The 16,924-nt window shown below is 72.4% G+C and carries 13 protein-coding genes; 9 read left to right on the plus strand and 4 right to left on the minus strand.

The genetic code is table 11. From position 1 onward, the window contains the following. Both O2W53_RS18295 and O2W53_RS18300 read right to left on the minus strand, forming a co-directional pair. Positions 1-247: CoA-transferase (locus tag O2W53_RS18295; RefSeq protein WP_331253809.1), on the minus strand; the 247-nt coding region annotated here is incomplete at its 3' end. Positions 248-288: 41 nt separating this feature from the next. Then, a complete protein-coding gene (locus O2W53_RS18300) occupies positions 289-1,071 on the minus strand; it encodes a TIGR03089 family protein (protein WP_269164504.1) in 783 nt (260 codons plus the stop codon). Positions 1,072-1,172: 101 nt separating this feature from the next. Here O2W53_RS18300 and O2W53_RS18305 point away from each other — a divergent pair, with 101 nt between their 5' ends. The 4 genes from O2W53_RS18305 to O2W53_RS18320 are packed head-to-tail and all read left to right on the plus strand — an operon-like array spanning position 1,173 to position 4,915. Beyond that, a complete protein-coding gene (locus tag O2W53_RS18305; RefSeq protein ID WP_269164505.1) occupies positions 1,173-1,709 on the plus strand; it encodes a phosphatase PAP2 family protein in 537 nt (178 codons plus the stop codon). A 2-nt stretch (positions 1,710-1,711) separates the two neighbouring features. After that, complete coding sequence (locus O2W53_RS18310; RefSeq protein WP_269164506.1) at positions 1,712-2,809, plus strand: decaprenyl-phosphate phosphoribosyltransferase; 1,098 nt, start codon at positions 1,712-1,714, stop codon at positions 2,807-2,809. After that, positions 2,802-4,163, plus strand: a complete 1,362-nt coding sequence (locus tag O2W53_RS18315) for an FAD-binding oxidoreductase (RefSeq protein ID WP_269164507.1) — start codon at positions 2,802-2,804, stop codon at positions 4,161-4,163. Before O2W53_RS18310 ends, O2W53_RS18315 begins: the two co-directional genes overlap by 8 nt. Continuing rightward, positions 4,160-4,915: a decaprenylphospho-beta-D-erythro-pentofuranosid-2-ulose 2-reductase gene (locus O2W53_RS18320; RefSeq protein WP_269164508.1), complete on the plus strand. Its 756-nt coding sequence runs from the start codon at positions 4,160-4,162 to the stop codon at positions 4,913-4,915. Before O2W53_RS18315 ends, O2W53_RS18320 begins: the two co-directional genes overlap by 4 nt. A gap of 86 nt (positions 4,916-5,001) precedes the next feature. Here the strand turns inward: O2W53_RS18320 and O2W53_RS18325 are convergent, their stop codons facing one another. Continuing rightward, complete coding sequence (locus O2W53_RS18325) at positions 5,002-6,522, minus strand: LCP family protein (protein ID WP_269164509.1); 1,521 nt, start codon at positions 6,520-6,522, stop codon at positions 5,002-5,004. A 170-nt stretch (positions 6,523-6,692) separates the two neighbouring features. Between O2W53_RS18325 and rfbB the strand changes: the two genes are divergently transcribed. The 5 genes from rfbB (at position 6,693) to O2W53_RS18350 (ending at position 14,787) form a co-directional block, all read left to right on the plus strand. Beyond that, positions 6,693-7,688: a dTDP-glucose 4,6-dehydratase gene (gene rfbB / locus O2W53_RS18330; RefSeq protein ID WP_269164510.1), complete on the plus strand. Its 996-nt coding sequence runs from the start codon at positions 6,693-6,695 to the stop codon at positions 7,686-7,688. After that, positions 7,685-8,578 (plus strand): dTDP-4-dehydrorhamnose reductase, encoded by an 894-nt coding sequence (gene rfbD / locus O2W53_RS18335; protein ID WP_269164511.1) that lies wholly within the window; start codon positions 7,685-7,687, stop codon positions 8,576-8,578. Before rfbB ends, rfbD begins: the two co-directional genes overlap by 4 nt. A 164-nt stretch (positions 8,579-8,742) precedes the next feature. Then, entirely contained in the window at positions 8,743-11,637 is a 2,895-nt protein-coding gene (locus O2W53_RS18340) for an N-acetylmuramoyl-L-alanine amidase (protein ID WP_269164512.1), read from the plus strand. 151 nt (positions 11,638-11,788) lie between these two features. Beyond that, a complete protein-coding gene (locus O2W53_RS18345) occupies positions 11,789-12,361 on the plus strand; it encodes a hypothetical protein (protein ID WP_269164513.1) in 573 nt (190 codons plus the stop codon). Continuing rightward, complete coding sequence (locus tag O2W53_RS18350; protein ID WP_269164514.1) at positions 12,358-14,787, plus strand: hypothetical protein; 2,430 nt, start codon at positions 12,358-12,360, stop codon at positions 14,785-14,787. Before O2W53_RS18345 ends, O2W53_RS18350 begins: the two co-directional genes overlap by 4 nt. 500 nt (positions 14,788-15,287) lie before the next feature. On the opposite strand, the gene O2W53_RS18355 is transcribed toward O2W53_RS18350, so the two are convergent. Next, positions 15,288-16,553, minus strand: coding sequence for a glycosyltransferase family 39 protein (locus tag O2W53_RS18355; protein ID WP_269164515.1), 1,266 nt, complete (start codon positions 16,551-16,553; stop codon positions 15,288-15,290). Positions 16,554-16,924: the final 371 nt, after the last annotated feature.

Raw genomic sequence — 16,924 nt, forward strand, 5'->3', positions numbered from 1 at the left:
CCTTGTTGCCACCCACGAAGGAGCTGATCGTCTTGGCGATCCGCCCGGCGTAGAGCAGCACCCCCAGCGCCTGATCGTCGACCCCGCAGTTGTTCGAGATCGTCGTCAGGTCCGACGCGCCCTGCTCCAGCAGTGCGTCGATCAGGGCGACCGGCACCCCGCACAACCCGAACCCGCCGACCGAGAGGGTCGCTCCGTCGGGCACGTCGGCCACGGCCTCCCGTGCGCTCGCGACGACCTTGTCCATGCGCTGACCACCGTCCGTTCGAGGGCTGGGCAGGCGATTCGTCAGGCGGGGCGGCCCAGCTCGCGGATCCCGTCGAGCTCCACCCCGAGCGTAGCGGTGACCCGTTCGGTCTCCGCCCGACGGAGCAGGCCGGACGGTGCGGCCGCCCGGCAGAGCACGAGCGAGGCCCCGGCCGCCAGCGGGGCCAGCAGCCAGGCGACCGGCCCGGCCTCCGTCGCCGTCTGCTGGTCGATCAGCACCCGGTCGCCGGCGGTCATCCCCAGCCGGCCGGCCAGCTCGGTCGCCGTCTCGACCAGGGCAGACAGGCTCAGCTGCCCCCCGCCGAGCACCAGACCGACCCCGGCGGGGTCGACCGGCTGCCAGGGGGAGAAGACGTCGCCGTGGCCGCGCACCTCGAGCGCGAAGTCCCGGGCCGGGCCGGTGTACCCGGTCATGCCCATGCCCAGGGGGTGCAGGGACAGGCCCAGCAGCTCGTCGAGGCCCAGCTCCTCCAGGGCGGGCAGCCGGTCGGCGTCGGCCAGCACGACGTCGGCGTCGGTGAGCCGGTCGTCGTCCTCGGCGGCGGTCTCCCACACCGCCGCCCCGCAGCTCCAGGCCCCGAGCAGCACCGCAGCGGTCTGCCAGTGCACCGGCAGCGCCAGCCCGACGGTGCTGCCCGGGCCGACGTCGAACTCCTCCTGCAGCAGGTTGGCGGTCTTGGCCACCCAGTTGGCGAGGGTGGTGGCCGAGAGCTCGGTCCGTTCACCGGAGACGTCGTCGTAGAAGGTCACCAGGGGAGCGGCGGCGTCGCGACGGAGCGCGGCGGTCAGGAGGTCGGCGGGCACGACTGGACCGGAGTGGGGCACCGTCTCAGAGTGACAGCCCCGGGGGAGGGCTGCTGTGAGGGGCGCCCGGGCAGCCGGGGCGCGGCTACAGTCGATCCTCGATGAGCGCAACCCCCGACACGATGCTGCTCCGGTTCGACCACTCCTTGCTCCGGTCCACGCGGCGCGCCCTGGGTGGCACGCCCGCAGTCCCGGTGGCCCGGGGCATGTCCCACTTCGGCGAGCACGCGATCGGGTGGATCGCCCTCGGTGCCGCTGGCTGGCTGCGTGGCCGCGACCGAGCCGACTGGGCCGCCGCTGTGACCGGGGTCGTGGCAGCGCACGGGGCCGGCGTCGTGGTGAAGCGGGTGGTCCGCCGGTTGCGCCCCGCCCTGGACGACGTCCCGGCGCTGGTGGCCACTCCCAGCCGGCTGTCCTTCCCCAGCGCGCACAGCACGTCGACGGCGGCCGCGGCGATCGGGTTCGCCCCGATGCTCGGCGGTCCGCTCATGACCGGGGTGACCGGTGCGATGCTCGTGTCCCGCGTCCTGCTCGGTGTGCACTACCCGTCGGACGTTCTCTCCGGCGCGGCCCTGGGTGTCAGCGTTGCCACCGTCGTCCGGCGGCGGATGCGCCGTTCAGTCCCCAGGAAGGCGTGATCATGTCCGTCCGGCCCGAACACAGTCCTCGGCCCGCCACGGCACCCGGCCTGCCGACCGAGGTCGAGCCGAACTCGGTGCTCCCGCTCCCCGTCGACCCGGCACCACGATCGGCCGACCCGAACCCGGTGACCGACCCGCCGGCTCCGGCTCCGGCCCCGCTCACCGCGGTGGACAGCGTCGGGCCGGCAAAGGTCCCACCGCCGCCGCGCACCCCCGGCTTCCGGGGTTCGCGACCGTGGGGTGTCGTCCGCGCCCTGCGCCCTCGCCAGTGGGTCAAGAACGGGCTGGTGCTCGCCGCCCCGCTCGCTGCCGGTGAGGTCTTCAACCCCGACGTCATGGGCCCGACGGCGGTGGCCTTCCTGCTGTTCTGCCTCTCGGCGTCCGGGGTCTACCTGGTCAACGACTCGATCGACGTCGAGGAGGACCGCCGGCACCCGCGGAAGCGGTACCGCCCGATCGCCGCGGGCCTCGTGCCCCGGCCGCTCGCCGTGGTGCTGGCCGTGGTGCTCTTCGCCGTCGCCCTGACGGCTGCGGTCCTGCTGACCCGGCCCGCACTGGCCGGGGTGCTGGGCACCTACGTGGTCATCCAGCTCGCCTACTGCGTGTTGCTGAAGAACCAGCCGGTCATCGACCTGGCCGTGGTGGCGTCCGGCTTCCTGCTGCGCGGCATCGCCGGCGGCGTCGCCGCGGGTCTGCTCCTCTCGCAGTGGTTCCTGCTGGTGGCCGCCTTCGGCTCGCTGTTCATGGTGGCCGGCAAGCGGTACTCCGAGCTCGTCCTCGTGGGCGACGACGCAGCCACGCGCAAGACGCTGCAGGAGTACTCGGCCAGCTACCTGCGCTTCGTGTGGAGCCTGTCGGCCGGCGTGGCCGTCACCGCCTACTGCCTGTGGGCCTTCGAGATGGCCGCGACCCAGGACGGCGTGCCCTGGGCGACCATCTCGATCGCTCCGTTCGTGATGGCGATCCTGCGGTACGCGCGGGACGTCGACAAGGGCGCCGCCGGCGCCCCAGAGGAGATCGTCATGCACGACCGTGTCCTGCTGGTCCTCGGCGCCCTGTGGGTGCTGACCGTCGGCCTGGGGGTCTTCGGTGCCTGACCCCGCCACCTCGATCGTCCCGCTGGTCGGGTGGGGCCGCACCGCGCCCACCCGTGCCGCGCTCGTCCCGGTGAGCAGTGACGACGACGTCCGTTCCGCCGTGCTCGCCGCGACCGGCCGCGGTGTCGTGGCCCGTGGCCTGGCCCGCAGCTACGGCGACGCCGCGCAGAACGCCGGCGGCACCGTCCTCGACATGACCACCTCCGCCCGGGTCCTGCACGCGGACCTGGAGACCGGACTGGTCGACGTCGAGGCCGGCATCTCCCTCGACGAGCTGATGAACCAGTTCGTGCCGCAGGGCTTCTTCGTCCCGGTGACGCCGGGCACCAGGCTGGTGACCGTGGGCGGGGCCATCGCCGCCGATATCCACGGCAAGAACCACCACGTCGCCGGCAGCTTCGGTTCTCACGTCCGGTGGTTGGACCTGCTCACCGCCGACGGCCAGGTCCGCCGGGTCAGCCCGGAGTCCGACCCCGACCTGTTCTGGGCCACCGTCGGCGGTATGGGCCTGACCGGCGTCGTCCTCCGGGCGCAGGTGCAGCTGAAGGCGATCGAGTCCTCGCGCTGTCTGGTCGACACCGACCGCACGCCCGACCTCGACTCCCTGATGACCCTGCTGGCCGAGACCGACCACCTCTACGAGTACTCGGTGGCCTGGATCGACACCCTGGCCAAGGGCAAGCGGATGGGCCGCTCGGTGGTCACCCGGGGCCGGTTCGCGAAGCTGGACGAACTGCCGGCCAAGCGCCGGTCCGACCCGCTGAGGTACCACGGCTCGGTCAAGGCGTCCGTGCCCGACGTCTTCCCGCCCGGCCTGCTGAACCTGGCCACGGTCGCGGCGTTCAACGAGCTCTGGTACCGCAAGGCCCCGAAGCTCAAGCGCGACCAGCTGCAGAGCATCCCGACGTTCTTCCACCCGCTGGACGCCGTGGGGAGCTGGAACCGCATCTACGGCCCCCGCGGCTTCGTGCAGTACCAGGTCACCCTGCCCTTCGGGCAGGAGGAGGCCGTGCGTGAGGTGCTGGACCGGCTCAGCTCCTTCGGGACGGCGTCCTTCCTCGCCGTCCTCAAGCGGTTCGGCCCGGGCAACCCGGGCATGCTGTCCTACCCCTCACCCGGCTGGACGCTGGCGCTGGACATCCCGGTGATGAAGGGGCTGGCCGGCCTGCTGGACTCCCTCGACGAGGTCGTCATCGCAGCACAGGGCCGGACCTACCTGGCGAAGGACTCCCGGGTGCGCCCGGAGACCTTCGAGAAGATGTACGACCGCCTCGACGACTTCCGGGCCGTGCGCAAGCAGGTCGACCCGGACGGCGTCTTCACCTCCGACCTGGCCAGGAGGCTCGCGCTGTGATCGACGCGCTCGGTTCGCCCAGTTCGCTGCTGCTCGTCGGCGGTACCTCCGACATCGCGGTGGCCACCGCGCACCGCTACCTCGCGGAGCGCCCGCTGCGGGTGGTCGTCGCCGCGCGGGACACCCCACGCCGCAGCGCCGTCGCCGCGGAGCTCACCGCCGCGGGCGCGCAGGTGCAGGTCGTCGACTTCGACGCCGACGACCCGGCGTCGCCGGGCCGGATGGTCGCCGAGGCAGCTGCCGCGAGTGACATCGACATCGCGGTGGTCGCCTTCGGGCTGCTGGGGGAGGCCGACCAGCTGCGGACGGACGCGACGGCCGTGGCCCAGCTGGCCCAGGTCAACTACGTCGCGCCCACGGTGGTCGGCACCGAGCTGGCCAACCAGCTGCGCCGGCAGGGTCACGGCGTCATCGTCGCGCTCTCCTCGGTGGCCGGTGAGCGACCGCGGGCGTCCAACTTCGTCTACGGCTCCACCAAGGCCGGGCTGGACGCCTTCTACTCCGGGCTGGCCGACTCGCTGGTCGGCACCGGCGTCTCCGTGCTCGTCGTCCGGCCGGGCTTCGTGCGGTCCAAGATGACCGAGGGCCTGGACGACGCGCCGCTGGCGACCACCCCGGAGGCGGTTGCCGAGGCGATCGTCACCGGCATCCGCAAGGGCCGGCACACGGTCTGGGTGCCCGGCGCGATGCGCTGGGTCATGAGCGGGCTGCGGCACACCCCGCGCGCGCTGTTCCGCCGCCTGCCCATCTGAGCCCCGGACGCCCCACGTGCACGAGGGAGGTCCCACCCGATCGGGTGGGACCTCCCTCGTCGGCTGCCGTGGCTGCCGGCGTCGGCTCAGTTGATGCAGTCGGTGTCAGCGGCGGTCCGGGCGTCCGCGCCCTCCGTCACCGGCGCCGGGGGCGCGGCGGTCACGGCCTGTCCCACGCCGTTGAAGTCGGAGCCGAGCACCAGCTGGACGGTGCCGCTGGTCGCGTCGTCGACGACCTTGGTGATCGCACCGGGGACCTGGGCGGCCAGCGCTGCCGCCAGCGCCTCGTCCCCGGCGGCGTGCCGGATCTCGGTGACCTCGTAGTCCATCGAGTCGGCGTTCGCCGTCCCGGTGACCTGGAAGCCCGACGCCGTCAGCTCCTCGCCGGCGTCGCCGGCCAGCCCGGAGATGCCGGAGCCGTTGTAGACCTCCACGTCCACGTCGGCGGCGCTGACCACTGCGGGTGCCTCGGTCTCGGCCGCCTCCTCCGCCGGCGCGGGCTCTGCGCTGAGCTGGGCGAAGAAGGCCTGCAGGGTCTCCTCGTCCTCCAGTCGGATGATCGACCGGTCCTGCTCGTCCCGGTCGGTCCCGACGTAGGGGACGGTCTGGAAGTCGATGCTGCCCGGGGTGACCGACTGCATCTGCTGTGCCAGCCGGAGCAGGTCGAGGTTCTGGTCGACGGTCAGGGCATCGGCGGCAGCCTGGACCAGCTCGCGCTGCTTGCCCAGGTCCAGCAGCACGTTGTCGCTGAGCATCTTGCGGATCATGCCGCCGATGAACGTCTGCTGCCGGACGATGCGGTCGAAGTCGCCCCGCGGCAGGCCGTGCCGCTGGCGTACGAAGGCCAGCGCCTGCTCGCCGCTGATGGTCTGCACGCCGGCGGGCAGGTCCACGCCGGAGAAGCTGTCCTTCGCCGGTTCGCAGAGGTTGACCTCCACGCCGCCGACGACGGTGGACAGCTTGAAGAAGCCCAGCAGGTCGACCTCGGCGTAGTGGTCGATCCGCAGGCCGGTCAGCGAGCTGATCGTCTGGATCAGCAGCTGCGCACCGGCCGCCTGCACCGCGGCGTCGGAAGCGCCGTCGGGGGCCTCCATCCCGCCGTAGGCGTAGGCGGCGTTCAGCTTGTCCCACCCGTAGCCGGGGATCTCCACGTAGGAGTCGCGCGGGAAGGAGACGAACGACGCCGCGGACCCGTCGGCCGGGACGTGCGCCAGGATCATGGTGTCGGTGTTCAGCCCGGGGTTGGCCTCGGTGTTGAGCAGGGCCAGCTCCTCCTCCGTGGCGCCTGCGCGGCTGTCGTTGCCCACGAGCAGCAGGTTCATCGCCTCGCCGGTGTCCACGGTCTGCTCGTTGCCCGAGGTGGGGATGGCGTTCGTGCGGTTGACGCTGGCGTCGGCGACGCGGCCGAGGTACCAACCCCAGCCGCTGGTGCCCAGCAGGACCAGCGAGAGCAGGCCGGCGACCACCCGGGCGCCGGCGGCGAGTCGGCGGCGGCCGGAACCGGCCGTGTCCCCGGCGGCATCGGGTCGCGAGGGACGGCCGGCGCGCGGGTCCAGCCGGGGCGGCAGCGGGCGGGAGGCCCCGGTGCGGTCGTCGTGGTAGCTCACAGATGTCCTCACGTAGCGGCGCCGGCCTCGGTCGTTCAGCGCGCCTCAGGTCTCGCGGCGGAGTGCGGGCGACGATACGTGCAGAACACGTCCACGCCGGGCAGCGACGCAGTTCTGCGAGACTGCTCAGCACCACCTGTCCGCCCAGTCACTCGAAGGGCTCTTCTCAGATGCGCATCCTGGTCACCGGCGGCGCCGGCTTCATCGGCTCGCACTACGTGCGGACCATGCTCTCCGGCGGTTACCCCGGCTTCGAGGACGCCGAGGTGACGGTCTTCGACAAGCTGACCTACGCCGGGAACCTCGCGAACCTCGCTCCGGTGGCGGAGAACCCGCGGTACCGGTTCGTGCAGGGCGACATCTGCTCGGCCGAGGACCTCGACGCCGCCCTCCCCGGGCACGACGCGGTCGTCCACTTCGCCGCCGAGTCGCACGTCGACCGGTCGATCACCGGCGCCGCCGACTTCGTGCTGACCAACGTGCTGGGCTCGCAGCAGGTGTTCGAGTCCGCGCTGCGGGCCGAGGTGGGGCGGGTCGTGCACGTCTCCACCGACGAGGTCTACGGCTCCATCGACGAGGGCTCCTGGGTCGAGGACCACATCCTGGAGCCGAACTCCCCGTACTCGGCGTCCAAGGCCGGCAGCGACCTCATCGCCCGCGCCTACGCCAAGACCTACGGGATGAACATCTCCATCACCCGGTGCAGCAACAACTACGGGCCGTACCACTTCCCGGAGAAGGTCATCCCGCTGTTCGTCACCAACCTGCTCGACGGGCTCACGGTGCCGCTGTACGGCGAGGGTGCCAACGTCCGCGACTGGCTGTTCGTCGACGACCACTGCCGGGGCATCCAGCTGGTGCTGGAGAAGGGCGCGCCCGGCGAGTACTACAACATCGGCGGCGGCCGCGAGCTGTCCAACCGCGAGCTCACCGAGAAGCTGCTGGAGGCGACCGGGCGGGACTGGAGCTCCGTCGAGCACATCGTCGACCCGCGCGGTGGCGGTCACGACCTGCGCTACTCGGTCGACTACTCGAAGACCGGCGCGCTCGGCTACGCCCCCCGGATGTCCTTCGAGGACGGGCTCGCCCTCACCGTGCAGTGGTACCGGGACAACCGCGCCTGGTGGGAGCCGCTCAAGGCGGCCGCGGCGACCGCGCGCGCATGAGCACCGCCTCGCCGATCAGTTGGCTGGTCACCGGCGCCCGCGGGCAGCTGGGCCACGACCTGCTCGAGGTGCTCGCCGGGCGGCCGGACGACCAGGTGACGGCCGTCGGCCGGGCCGAGGTCGACCTCACCGACGAGGCCTCCGTCCGGGCGACCGTCCGCGACTGGCTGGACCGGTCCGCCGGTTCCCGGCCGGTGCTGCTGAACGCCGCCGCCTACACGGCGGTCGACGCAGCCGAGACCGACGAGGCCACCGCCCAGGTCGTCAACGGCGCGGCGCCGGGGTGGCTGGCCGAGGAGATGGCCGGCCGCGGGCGGCTGGTGCACGTCTCCACCGACTACGTCTTCGACGGCTCGGCCACCGAGCCCTACCGGGTGGACGCGCCCACGGCTCCTCGGTCGGCGTACGGCCGCACCAAGCTGGCCGGCGAGCAGGCGATCGCCGCGGTCGGGGCCGACGCGACCGTGGTCCGCACCGCCTGGGTGTACGGCCGGCACGGTGGGAACTTCGTCCGCACGATGACCAACCTGGAGGCCCAGCGCGAGACCCTCTCGGTCGTCGACGACCAGGTCGGCTCGCCGACGTGGTCGGCCGACCTCGCCGCGGGCCTCGTCGAGCTGGGGGAGCGGGCCGGCGCCGTCCCGCCGGTGCTGCACTACACGAACAGTGGGCAGGTCAGCTGGTTCGGCCTGGCCCGCGCCGTGTTCGAGGAGCTGGGTGCCGTCCCGGAGCGGGTGCAGCCGACGACCACGGATGCCTTCCCCCGCCCGGCGCCGCGACCGGCGTACTCGGTGCTCGACGGGTCCGCGTGGGGGGCGGCCGGGCTGACCCCGGCCCGTCCCTGGCGTGACGCGCTCGACGTGGCCATGCAGCAGGGGTTCCGCGACTGATCGACGGCTCGCGGTCGCGCGCGCCTCAGCTCGAAAGATTCACGTCCTGGCGACTTTTCGTCACTTTGTGCTGCAGGTACACGCGGGGTCCTGCCGATGGAATGGACAGAGAACCGGTCTGACCTCTGGGTCGACCACCGCTGTCGCTCATCGGAGGACCCCTCGTGCGCCGCACCACCGCGGGCCTGACTGCATTCATCGCGATGACCGGTGCGTTCATCGTGCTGCCGGTCTACGTCGCGCCGGGACCAGCTCCCGAGCCCGTCGCACCGTCGGTGGACACCATCGCTCTCGGGTCGTTCGCGGCGTCGACCGACTCGACGGAGGTCGCCGAGGACACCGTCGGCGGCGCACCGGCCGGCTCGGCCGCACCGGCCGCACCGGCCGAGCCCACCGGCAGCAGCCCCGCGGTCGGGCAGCCTGCTGAGGGCGGGGACGCTGAGGAGATCGACCCGCCGGCCACCGGCGAGGAGGTCCCCGGGCTGCCCGCCCTGACGGTCTCGCGGCCGGAGTCCGCCCCCTTCTCCGCGGTGGGGGTGACCTGGGAACGGGACGACTCGGTCGACGACGTCGTCGCCCAGGTGCGGGTGCGGGCCGAGGGCGGCTCCTGGGGCTCGTGGACCCGGCTGGAGAAGGACGACGCGGAGCAGACCGACCCCGGCGACGGCGTCCGGGACGGCACCGCGCCGTACTACACCGGCCCGGCCTCGGGGATGGAGGTGATCGTCCAGGCGCTGGACGGGAGCTCCCCGCGGGACGTCCGGATCGAGCTGATCGACCCGGGCACCAGCCCCGCGGACGCCGCGGTCACGGAGTCCAGGGCGCTGGACGAGGCCGAGGCGGCCACGCCGATGCCCCCCGTCTACTCCCGCGCGCAGTGGGGCGCGGATGAGTCCATCCGCGCCTGGGACCCGAGTTACGCGCCGTCGATCAAGGCGGCGACCATCCACCACACGGCGGACAAGAACAGCTACACCGCCGACGCGGTGCCGGGGATCATGCGGGCGATCTACGCGTACCACACCATCAGCCGGGGCTGGGGGGACATCGGCTACAACGTCATCGTCGACAAGTTCGGCCGGGCATGGGAGGGGCGCTACAGCGGCTCCCGCGGCATCGCCAGCCCGGTGGTCGGTGCGCACGCAGGAGGCTTCAACACCGGCACGTTCGGCGTCTCCATGCTCGGTGACTACTCGACCACCACGCCGAGCGAGGCGGTGGTGGACACGGTGGCAGCGCTGGTGGCGTGGAAGCTCTCCCTCTACGGGGTCGACCCCCGCGGCACCACGACCCTCGTGTCCGGGGGTGGCGGCACCGCCAAGTTCGCCGCCGGTACGAGTGTCCGGGTCCCGACGGTCTTCGGGCACCGGGACGTGGGCAGCACGTCGTGTCCGGGGCAGTCCGGGTACGCCAAGCTGGGCGACATCCGCACGCGGGCCGCGGCGTTCGTGGCTGCGTCGATGGCACACGACCCGCGGGGTTCGGTGGACTCGTTGGCCGTCACGCCGAGCGGGGTCACCGCAGCGGGCTGGGCCTACGAGCCGGACGCGCTCTCCTCCCGAGCCGTGGTCGGCTTGGTCATCGACGGTGCCAAGGTCAGCGGCACCTCGGTCACCGAGGCGAGGCCGGACGTCGATGCAGCCTTCGGGGTGGGCCCCAACCATGGCTTCCGGGTGTCCGCCCTGCTGTCCCACGGCGTCCACGACGTGTGCGTGTACGTCGAGAACAGTGCCGGGCCGGGGTCGGCGGTGCGTCTCGGGTGCGCAGAGGTCAACTTCACCAACCGGGCCCCCGTCTTCTCGGTGGACCAGTTCGCCGAACAGGCAGACGGCACCGTGCGGATCAGCGGGTGGGCCTTCGACCCGGACGGCTCCCCTCCGGAGCTGCAGCTGTACGACAACGACCGGGGTCGCGCGTACACGACGACGGTCGCGCGTCCTGACGTACAGGCCGCCTTCCCGGCTGCCGGGCCGACGGCGGGTTTCGCGATCACGGTCGGACCGCTGACCGGGGGGCACCGGTTGTGCCTCTTCGTGGCCGACACCGTGGCCGCGGGCAACAACGTCTTCGACGGTTGCCGTGACCTCAGGTACCGGGAGCCGTTGGGCTCGCTGGACAACGTGGTGGAGACCACCACCGGCGAGCTGCGGGTGACCGGCTGGGCGATGGACGAGAGCTCGGCGCAGACCGCGCTGGACGTCCACGTCTACGTGAACGGTCGGGGCACGGCGATCGGCGCCGGCGGCTCCCGACCGGACATCGGCAGGGCGTTCCCCGGCGCGGGTGACGCGCACGGCTTCGACGCCACCCTCCCCGCAGGCGCAGGCTCGAACCGGGTGTGCGCCTTCGCGATCAACGTCGGGATCGGCGGGGTGAACCCCCTGCTCGGATGCCGGACGGTCTCCACGGAGTACGTGGCCCCGGACGGCGTGGTCGACGCCTATGCCCCCGTGGGCGACGGGCGGCTGCGGGTCAGTGGCTGGGCCGTGGACCGCAGCGTCCCGGCGGCTCCGGTCGGCGTGCACTTCTACGTGGACGGGCAGTACCAGCGCGCGGTGCAGGCCACCAACTCCCGCCCGGACATCGCCTCGGCGTTCCCCGGAGCGGGTCCGCAGCACGGTTTCAGCGAGATCTTCGACCTCGCTCCCGGGCAGCACTCGGTCTGCGTGTTCGCGATCAACCTGGGGACCGCCGGCACCAACCCGCTGATGGGCTGCCGGACGGTGACGGTCCACGACCGGCCGCCCGTGGGATCGGTGGACTCGATCGCAGCCGCTGGTGCCGGGCAGCTGCGGGTGTCCGGGTGGGCGTTCGACCCGGATGCGCCGGCCAGGAGCACGACGGTGCAGGTCTCCGTGGACGGCGTGGACCAGGGCAGCTTCGCCGCCGACGCGTCCCGGCCCGACGTCGGTCGGGTGTACCCGGAAGCCGGCGCCGCGCACGGCTTCTCGATCGACCTGGCAGCTCCCCCCGGCCAGCGCGAGGTCTGCGTCTCCGCCCGGTCCACCGACATCAGGACGACGCCGACCCTCATGCGGTGTGAACGGGTCACCGTCTGATCGGTTCGGTTCATCACCGAAGGTAATCAATCAGACACGGAAAGGTGCGGACGCCCGGCGCGGCGGCTCGTGCCGAGGCGGGGGTGCCCTGCACCCTCCAGTGCGGCCGTCCGTCGGGCGGCCGTGTCACAGAGCGGCGAAGGGCATCGGGATGACGACGACGAGGCGACGGGGCGTGTTCCTCGTGCTGGGCGCGGTGCTGGCCGCCGCGGTGGTGGCCGTGGCCCTCTCCACGGGCGAGGCGGACCCCGCCCCGGCCGCGAGCGGGCCGACGGCCGCCGCCCCGACGGAGTCCGCACCCACGGCGTCCGTACCCACGGGGGACCCCGACCCGGCCGCGGGTGCGGACGCCGGCACCACACCCGTGGCGCCGATCAGTGCCACTCCGACCACCCCGGCGAGCGACGCGCCGGAGCTCACGACGGCCGTGGTCGGGCTGGCCTACGCAGACTGGGCCGTCGCCGAGGGCCGGGTGGAGGCCGCCGGGTTCGTCGCCGGTGTGATCGAGTCCGGTGGCACGTGCACCCTGGAGCTCGTCCGCGGCGCCACGCAGGTCACCGGCACGAGCACCGGCGAGGCCGATGCGACGACGACCAACTGTGGCCTCATCACGATCCCCGGGGACGGGCTCGAGGCAGGGGAGTGGCAGGCCACGCTCTCGTACGAGTCGCAGACCACGCGTGGCTCCTCTGAGCCCATGCCGGTCGAGGTGCCGACCCGATGAGCAGGCTGGTGCGCCGGGTCGTGGTGGCGCTCGCCGTCCTGGTGACGGCAGGGTCCCTGCTCACACTGCAGGGAACGCGACCGGACGACCTGTGGCCGTTCGACCGGGTGGCGGACCTGAGCCAGTTCGACGCCGGGAACATCATCAGCGACGAGGTCTTCTTCGCCGGCTACGCGATGTCGGCGGGGGACGTGCAGACCTTCCTCAACGCCAAGGTCGGGAACTGCAAGCCGGGAGCCGATGGCTCGCCGTGCCTGAAGGACTACCGGCAGGACACGAACAACCGGCCGGCGGACGTCTACTGCAACGGCTACGCCGGCGCGCCCGGGGAGTCGGCGGCGACGATCATCGCCAAGACGGCGATCTCCTGCAGCATCAACCCCAAGGTGCTGCTCGTCATGCTGCAGAAGGAGCAGGGGCTGGTGCTCGGCTCCGGCTCGGGCCTCACCGCCACCCGCTACAAGAAGGCCATGGGCTTCGCCTGCCCGGACACGGCTCCGTGCGACGAGGCCTACTTCGGCTTCCACAACCAGGTGTACAGCGCTGCGCGGCAGTACCAGCGGTACACGGCGAACGCCGCCAACTACGCCTACCGAGCCGGTCGGACGGTGAACGTGCTGTGGAGCCCGACCGCCACCTGCGGATCCGGTCCGGTCACCATCGCGAACCAGGCGACGGCGAACCTCTACATCTACACCCCGTACCAGCCCAACGCTGCCGCGCTGCGGGCCGGGTACGGCACCGGCGACGGCTGCTCCGCCTACGGCAACCGCAACTTCTGGCTGTACTTCACCGACTGGTTCGGGTCCACCCAGAGTGACGCGATCGCCGCCGCGACCCCCAAGGGGCTCGCGGACAACCTCTCGCTGACTGCCTCGGGCTTCACCGCCAAGGGGTGGGCCTTCGACCCGGACGCACCGCACTCGCCGGTCACGGTGCGTGCCACGGTGGACGGCGCGACGGTGGCCTCGACCTCGGCCGGCGGATCACGCCCGGACGTGGGCTCGGTGCACGGCGTGGGGCCGAACCACGGGTTCGAGGTGTCCGGGCTGCTCAGCTACGGCACCCACCAGGTCTGCCTGATCGCGGACAACCTCGCCGGTCAGGGGATGAACTTCCAGTTCGGTTGCCGTCCGGTCACCTTCACCGACCGCGCTCCGGAGATGTCCCTGGACGTCCTGGCCGAGCAGCCCGACGGCTCGATCCTGCTGTCGGGGTGGGTCTACGACCCCGACGGGAACGCGCCCCAGGTCCACGTCTACACGAACGGGCGCGGCGTGGCCCACACCCCGAACGTCCCCCGGCCTGACGTCCAGGCCGCGTTCCCGGCGGCGGGACCGGCCGCCGGGTTCCGGATCACCGTGGGACCGCTCTCGGGCAGGACCGACCTGTGCGTCTTCGCCGTGGACGGCGTCGCCCCGGGGAACAACCGCACCGTCGCCTGCCGGGAGTACGCCTATCGCGCACCCGTCGGGTCGGTCGACTCCATCGCCGAGACCGTGGACGGGAAGATCCGCATCCAGGGGTGGGCGCTGGACGAGAGCATGCCCGCGGCACCGATCCAGGTGCACGCCTACGTCAACGGACGGGGTGTGGCCATCGACGCCACCGGGACGCGGGAGGACATCGGTCGGGCGTACTCGGGAGCGGGGACGGCGCACGGCTTCGACGCGACGCTCCCCTCGTTCCCGGGACGCAACCAGATCTGCGTGTTCGGGATCAACATCGGTGTCGCCGGGACCAACCCGGTGATCGGTTGCACCGCGGCCGACCTGCAGTACAAGGCCCCGGAAGGTGTGGTGGACGCCGTTGCCCCGGTGGGCGACGGGCGGGTCCGCGTCGGGGGCTGGGTGTTCGACCCCAGCGTCCCGACCGCGCCGGCGAACGTCCACATCTACGTCGACGGCCGCTACCACGGTGCGTTCACGGCCGACGGGCACCGGCCGGACATCGCCGCAGCGTTCCCCGGGGTCGGGGCAGCGCACGGCTTCAACACGTACCTCGACATCGGAACGGGGCGGCACCAGGTCTGCACCTTCGCCATCAACCTCGGTCTCGCCGGGACCAACCCCCTCCTCGACTGCTCCCAGGTGACGGTCACCGACCGCATGCCCATGGGGTCGGTGGACTCCGTCGCGGTCGGCGCGCCCGGTGAGGTCGCGGTCCAGGGTTGGACGTTCGATCCGGACGCGCCGACCCAGACCGTGCAGGTGCGGGTGGCCATCGACGGCGTCGACCAGGGGGTGTTCCCCGCCGCTGGCTCACGCCCGGACGTGGGGCGGGTGCACCCCGAGGCCGGGGCTGCGCACGGGTTCGCGATCAGGCTGCCGCTGGCAGCCGGACCGCACGAGGTCTGTGTCTCCGCACTCTCCACCGGGGTGGGCGGGACGCCCACGGTCCTCCGGTGCGTGCGGTTGACCGCCTGACGCGCGAGCTGCGCGCCGGAGGACGTGGCTCCCGCCCGGGAGGTCCGCCCGGCGCGTCCTGATCGTGCAGGTGTCTGATGCCCGCTCCCCGCCGACGGCGGGGAGCGGGCATCGCGCTTTCCGGGACCCGGCTCTCCTGCCGTCCCCGACGGTCCGGTGCAGCAGACCGCGGTCCGGGCCGGGGTGGGCTCTGGTCCACCGGGCCGGTGCTGAGTGCGCCAGGCAGCGGGCCGGCCGCCTGGTGCCGGGGAACACCTCCGGGCGAGCTCCGTGACCCACCGTCGGCTGCGCCCTCGTCGCCAGGGTGCACGCCGGCGCTGACGACGGGCTCAGCGCCGCGGACCGACACCGCACAGGGGACGCTCCGTCCTGCACGGCGGTCCGGAACGTGAGAAGACCTCCGCGGAGCACCCGTGCTGGGTGCTCCGCGGAGGTCTCCGCAGGGGCAGGCGTCCGATCCCGTCGCTGGCGGACGGGGGCTCACGGCTCTGCCGTCGGCGTCAGGTGAGCATCGTGTGGGCCATCCCGGCGACCGACGCGACCGCCACGGCAGTGAAGACCACACGAGCCGGCTTGGGGCGGATGAACGTCAGCCCGATGGCGAGCGCGGCCGGGACGAGCGACAGGCCGTACCGGGAGGTGATCAGGACGAAGATGCTCACCGCTTCGTAGTTCACGATGATCAGCAGCATCGGGACGAACAGCGCCGTGCCGCCCAGGGCGAACGCCAACGCGCGGACCTGGCTGCCCCGTGCGGCCATCACGGCGCCGAGGATCGTCAGCGTGATCAACCCGTAGTCGGTCAGCACCGCGACGAGCCGGGCCGTGTCCCCGGCCAGGGTCGAGTCGTAGAACTCCGGGTTGATCGGCGTGAAGAACGCGTCCATGGAGCTGATCAGCCACATCGGCTCGAAGCTGGGGGCGAAGAACGACTGGTTCTGCGGGACCAGCAGCGGGTCCATGGTCTGCAGCTGGGCCTGGACGACGGTCCAGGCCAGCCCCACGACGGCGGAGGTGACCCCGAGGGCGACGATGGCCAGCAGGGGCCTGCGGGACGGCAGCCACTCCCGCCAGGAACGGGGGTTCGTGCCCTGCCAGTGTCGGGCGAGCACGAACAGCGCGACCGCGATGACCATCGTCACGTTGGTGGACTTGATGGCCACGGCGACGGCCGCGATCAGCACCAGCCACCGGAGTCCGAGCAGGCCCCGGTCCCATCTCAGCGCCGCCAGGGTCAGCGCCGCGCCGGCCGGCAGGGCCGTGACGTCGTTGTTGACGATGGTGAAGGTCTGCAGGATCACCGGCGAGGCGGCCAGGACCAGGATGCCGGCCGCGCCGACCCACTTGTGCACGCCCAGCTCACGGAAGAGCCGCCACGCGATCCCCACGAACAGTGCCCACCACAGGACGGAGGAGAAGCGCATGACGTTGACCAGGTCGCCGTCGACGCCCAGTGCGCTGCCCGCGAGCGCGGCGACCGCCGGGGTGACGTAGTAGAACGGCGCGTGGATGTAGGCGGTGTCGTAACCACCGCCCGGCATCCGGCTCAGGTCGTACGGTCCTCCGCACGGCATGCCCAGGGGAGCCGCCGTGTCGATCCACCGGCAGGCCAGGATGTCCTGGCCCTCCTCGGTGAAGGTGTCCCCAGCTCCGACGGCGTCCCCGTCCAGCATGTGCAGGACGTAGTCGATGTGCTGGATCTCGTCCACGGGCGACAGTGGGTTGTAGATCGCGATGTGGAGGACGAACAGGGCGGAGGTGACCACCAGCGCGCCCCACCAGGCGATCGAGCTCCTCGCGCGGGCGAGGAACCGGCCCCCGGTCCTGGCGGCGTGGGACCCCGTCGAGGTCGTCGAGCCGGGACCAGTCCCTGCGGCGGGCGTGTCCTGCTGCTGCCTCGCCTCGGCGCTGCCATCCAGGTCCGCCTCGGCTCTGCGCTCCGTGTCAGTGCTCGTCATGACCCTTTTCCATCGTCCGGCGGGGTGTGGCGCAGGGGCGCGGTCCGGCGTGCGCGCCGGGGCCGGCGGTGTCGCTGCGGCCCGGCGTATGTAATCAGCTCCGGCCGGGCATTTGGGGCCACGAGCACGGGACCGTGCCGTCCGGCGCCACAGCAGTCCCGCGCGGCGCTGTGACCCCA

Origin of the sequence: Modestobacter sp. VKM Ac-2978 (assembly GCF_026968025.1) — a bacterium.
Taxonomy (GTDB): domain Bacteria; phylum Actinomycetota; class Actinomycetes; order Mycobacteriales; family Geodermatophilaceae; genus Modestobacter.